Raw genomic sequence first — 1883 nt, forward strand, 5'->3', positions numbered from 1 at the left:
GCGTCAAATTCGTCGATATCTTCTCTCATCGCGATCATCCAAAGTCTGTATTATTCAATACTACCAGGTATCGCTTTGATGTGAATATTTTATTGACACAGTAAGATTAGCGTCCTGTCCATGAAGGTGAAAGCTGTGTTTGCCCAGATCGATACCAACGAGCGTTACGTCGTCCATGATCGTCTCCAGTTTGGTATGAACACTGCCAGCCTAACCTATCCGGTGGGGCGGGGTGGACCATCCCATTAGTGGAGTTGCGACGCAACCACTTAAGGAACGGAGGCCCCAGATGAATGCTACGACATACGGAATCGACATTGCAAAACGGGCATCTTTTGATTGCCAACGCGCAGCACCACCGGCGCGGAGCTATAACAGTATTGCGGCCTGAAGACAACGTGTTGCCCGCTCGCCGACCCGACGCTGGCAATTTAACCTTGGAGGTTTAGCGAATACAACCTGATGAATCCATGCTTTGTCTGTTGAAATCTCGATTGGCCAAGTATCGGAGGTAATCATGACGTACGAGTACCGTGGTTGGGTTATTGACGCGACCCCGGAGTTTGCGCTTGGACAGTTTTTTGCACATGCGCGGATCATCCAGGCGTCGCCTGACGATGATACGGACACTGAAATGGTCGCGATCCACAGAGAAGACGCCGCAATTCACCAGTTCGACAATGGCTTCCGACAGGTTGGTCTTCACGGAAAGGTCCTTGATCTCAACTGCGCACGGAATGCGACCGACCGTCAACAGCAGGCAATAAATACCGACGTCCTTGGTCTTACTGAATAACGGCAATAGCGGTAGCGATGCAGATCGGGATTAGCCCTGGGCGATAATGCATCAAATAAAAAAGCCGGCTCAAGCGCCGGCTAAAAATTCTGGTTTATTTCCGAGGTCATATGCCAGAACCTGAAATATTATTCAGGATAGCAGATGGTGGAAGTCGCAGCTGGACGAACAGCGCGAAAGAAACCGGCTTCGCGATGCGCTTGCGGTTTTTCTGTTTGACCGTTCGTGGATTTAATCACGCAACTCCCTACAGGAGTAGTCGCCGCGTGTAATCGCAGGTAGAGGGAGTCGATTAGTCATGTTGGACAAGACCACGTCGTTCAGGGCTGCCATGTTCCTGCTGCTGGGGGCGTTTTCGTCACACGTGTCGCCGACGGGGCGCACTTCAATGTCGGTCCGCCTGGTGATCCAGGAAAGCTGTGTGATCCATGCCTCCGATCCGTCGCCGATCCCCCAGCCGAGCGTGCACTGTCGGCATAACGAACCATACGGTACGGTTCTGGTTCCCCTCGATCCCACCCAGGCGATCTCGCCGGCCCCGGGTGCCGTGCGCGACGGCAAGCACATGATCTGGATGGTGACTTTCTGACCCGGCGCTGCGGCGTAGCCAGCGCATCGGCGTCCGTTTGACTTGCGCAACTTGCAGTGCCTGACTCCCCCCAGCGTGCGCAAGCGGTAGACCGCAGCCTTGAAACTATGTTTCGTGGTCGTATACGGCGCGGTGCGCATCAGCAGCCTGCATGACCGGCCGACTATAGGCGCGCGGGCAACCCACCTTGAGTTGTGTGGAATGTCCTGGGGGCAGCGCGTCCGCTCAACGACCTGCTCGCTGGCGAGCATGCATCAGCCGACAATTTAGGCCCCGACGCACGGCCAACAGGCCTCTTCGTTCTTTCCGTCGCCGTGATCCGATGTAGTTTTGCCGACATCTCCTGTTCCTTCGCGACAGAAGAAGTCAACGGTTATTGAGCCTTTTGGTAAGCGTCCGAGCGAGGCCGTCCTTGACGCGAATTGCAATTTGGAGGGCGAGCAAGCGAAGTTAGGCGGCGTATGAGGGCAACTGATCAGCAACAGCCCACGGCAGCAG

2 protein-coding genes are annotated in these 1883 nt (G+C 55.1%); both read left to right on the top strand.

Annotated features, from left to right (window positions below; translation table 11 throughout):
* Nucleotides 1-517 precede the first annotated feature (517 nt).
* Nucleotides 518-796, top strand: a complete 279-nt coding sequence (locus KHO23_RS34805; RefSeq protein ID WP_211617533.1) for a hypothetical protein — start codon at nucleotides 518-520, stop codon at nucleotides 794-796.
* A gap of 298 nt (nucleotides 797-1094) precedes the next feature.
* Nucleotides 1095-1385, top strand: a complete 291-nt coding sequence (locus KHO23_RS34810) for a hypothetical protein (protein WP_211617532.1) — start codon at nucleotides 1095-1097, stop codon at nucleotides 1383-1385.
* Nucleotides 1386-1883: the final 498 nt, after the last annotated feature.

The organism is Paraburkholderia haematera, assembly GCF_905220975.1.
Classification (GTDB): domain Bacteria; phylum Pseudomonadota; class Gammaproteobacteria; order Burkholderiales; family Burkholderiaceae; genus Paraburkholderia; species Paraburkholderia haematera.